Raw genomic sequence first — 3,030 nt, forward strand, 5'->3', positions numbered from 1 at the left:
GCATAAATCGATTTCATCGATTTAGCGTGGAGTTGCGATTAGCAGACCTGGCAGCGACCTACTCTCCCGCGTCTTAAGACGAAGTACCATGGGCGCAGGGGCGTTTCACGGCCGTGTTCGGAAAGGGAACGGGTGCAGCCACCCCGCCATAACCACCAGGTCGGCAAAGCGCAACTTAGGGCTAAACCGCTTGAGCGGTTTATGCCCGATGAGAAGCTGGTGAGATCGAAGATCTCGTTTGTCTTATTTGAACACGTCGTTGGATGCGTTTCCGGACAAAGTCCGCAAGCGCAAAGCGCGTCGCCGGAAGTCCGGCGCGCCGTCCGCAGCGCAGCGATCGAAGATCGCGACAGCGTGAGGACAAAAAGCTCGTCGAATTTATTCGATGAGCACTGGCAATGGGAACGATCAAGCCAATCGAGCTATTAGTACCGGTAAGCTTCATGCGTTGCCGCACTTCCACACCCGGCCTATCAACGTGGTCGTCTTCCACGGCTCTGATAGGGAACACTCGTTTCCAGGTTGGTTTCCCGCTTAGATGCCTTCAGCGGTTATCCATTCCATATATAGCTACCCTGCTATGCCCTTGGCAGGACAACAGGTCCACCAGAGATATGTCCATCCCGGTCCTCTCGTACTAGGGACAGATCCTGTCAATATTCCTACACCCACGGCAGATAGGGACCGAACTGTCTCACGACGTTCTGAACCCAGCTCACGTACCGCTTTAATTGGCGAACAGCCAAACCCTTGGGACCTGCTCCAGCCCCAGGATGCGATGAGCCGACATCGAGGTGCCAAACAACCCCGTCGATATGGACTCTTGGGGGTCATCAGCCTGTTATCCCCGGCGTACCTTTTATCCGTTGAGCGATGGCCCTTCCACGCGGGACCACCGGATCACTATGACCGACTTTCGTCTCTGCTCGACTTGTCAGTCTCGCAGTCAGGCGGGCTTATGCCATTGCACTCGACGACCGATTTCCGACCGGTCTGAGCCCACCATCGCGCGCCTCCGTTACTCTTTCGGAGGCGACCGCCCCAGTCAAACTACCCACCATACACTGTCCCGGATCCGGATGACGGACCGCGGTTAGACATCCATGACGATAAGGGTGGTATTTCAAGGATGGCTCCACAAGAACTGGCGTCCCTGCTTCAAAGCCTACCACCTATCCTACACATGCCGACACGAATGCCAGTGTAAAGCTATAGTAAAGGTGCACGGGGTCTTTCCGTCTGACCGCAGGAACCCCGCATCTTCACGGGGAATTCAATTTCACTGAGTCTATGTTGGAGACAGCGGGGAAGTCGTTACGCCATTCGTGCAGGTCGGAACTTACCCGACAAGGAATTTCGCTACCTTAGGACCGTTATAGTTACGGCCGCCGTTTACTGGGGCTTCGATTCAGAGCTTGCACCCCTCCTCTTAACCTTCCAGCACCGGGCAGGCGTCAGACCCTATACGTCGTCTTGCGACTTCGCAGAGCCCTGTGTTTTTGGTAAACAGTCGCTACCCCCTGGTCTGTGCCACCCTCACATGCTTGCGCACATAAGGGTCACGCTTCTTCCGAAGTTACGCGTGCAATTTGCCGAGTTCCTTCAACATAGTTCTCTCAAGCGCCTTGGTATACTCTACCTGACCACCTGTGTCGGTTTCGGGTACGGTCTATACGGTGGAGCTATTTCCTGGAACCGCGTCCCCGCCCACACAATCCAATAAGTGTGAACAAGTTAAGCAATCCGTCACTACCACCAGGCCCACGAATATTAACGTGGTTCCCATCGACTACGCGTGTCCGCCTCGTCTTAGGGGCCGGCTAACCCTGCTCAGATTAACTTTAAGCAGGAACCCTTGGTCTTTCGGCGAGAGGGTCTCTCACCCTCTTTATCGTTACTCATGTCAACATTCGCACTTCCGATACCTCCAGGACCCCTCACGGGTATCCCTTCATCAGCTTACGGAACGCTCCGCTACCACTCCTCAAAGAGGAATCCTCAGCTTCGGTGCATGGCTTCAGCCCCGTTACATTTTCGGCGCAAAGACCCTTGACTAGACCAGTGAGCTGTTACGCTTTCTTTAAATGATGGCTGCTTCTAAGCCAACATCCTGGTTGTTTTGGGATCCTCACATCCTTTCCCACTTAGCCATGACTTGGGGACCTTAGCTGGAGGTTAGGGTTGTTGCCCTTTTCACGACGGACGTTAGCACCCGCCGTGTGTCTGCCTGGTAGTACTTCCCGGTATTCGGAGTTTGGTTAGGATCAGTAAGACGGTGAGTCCCCATAGCCCATCCAGTGCTCTACCCCCGGGAGTATTCGCCAGACGCTCTACCTAAATAGATTTCGCGGAGAACCAGCTATTTCCGAGTTTGATTGGCCTTTCACCCCTAGCCACAAGTCATCCCAATCTATTGCAACAGATGCGGGTTCGGTCCTCCAGTTGGTGTTACCCAACCTTCAACCTGCTCATGGCTAGATCACTCGGTTTCGGGTCTAATGCAACAAACTATATCGCCCTATTCAGACTCGCTTTCGCTTCGCCTACACCTACCGGCTTAAGCTTGCTTGTTACACTAAGTCGTTGACCCATTATACAAAAGGTACGCCGTCACCCTTGCGGGCTCCGACTGTTTGTAGGCATCCAGTTTCAGGTTCTATTTCACTCCCCTTGTCGGGGTGCTTTTCACCTTTCCCTCACGGTACTGGTTCGCTATCGGTCATGCACGAGTACTTAGGCTTGGAGAGTGGTCTCCCCATGTTCAGACAGGATTTCACGTGTCCCGCCCTACTCTAGGACAATAAAGCTATCTACGCGTACGGGGCTGTCACCCTCTACGGCAAACCTTTCCAGGTTCTTCCACTTTAAACTTCATTGCCACTGGCCTGGTCCGCGTTCGCTCGCCACTACTTGCGGAGTCTCGGTTGATGTCCTTTCCTGCAGGTACTTAGATGTTTCAGTTCCCTGCGTTCGCTTCTTACACCCTATTTTATTCAGGTGAAGATACCTCTTAACAATGCTTAGAAACCC

Annotated in this window: 2 rRNA genes (1 of these 2 only partly in view); both read right to left on the bottom strand. The window is 53.6% G+C overall.

Features of this window, described 5'->3' with window-relative positions:
- Positions 1 to 45 precede the first annotated feature (45 nt).
- Positions 46 to 160, bottom strand: a 5S ribosomal RNA gene (gene rrf / locus FHT84_RS31180).
- A 244-nt stretch (positions 161 to 404) separates the two neighbouring features.
- Positions 405 to 3,030: ribosomal RNA gene (locus FHT84_RS31185) — 23S ribosomal RNA — on the bottom strand; it runs 250 nt beyond the window's last position.

It is taken from the genome of Rhizobium sp. BK289 (genome assembly GCF_014193575.1).
Lineage (GTDB): Bacteria > Pseudomonadota > Alphaproteobacteria > Rhizobiales > Rhizobiaceae > Rhizobium > Rhizobium tropici_C.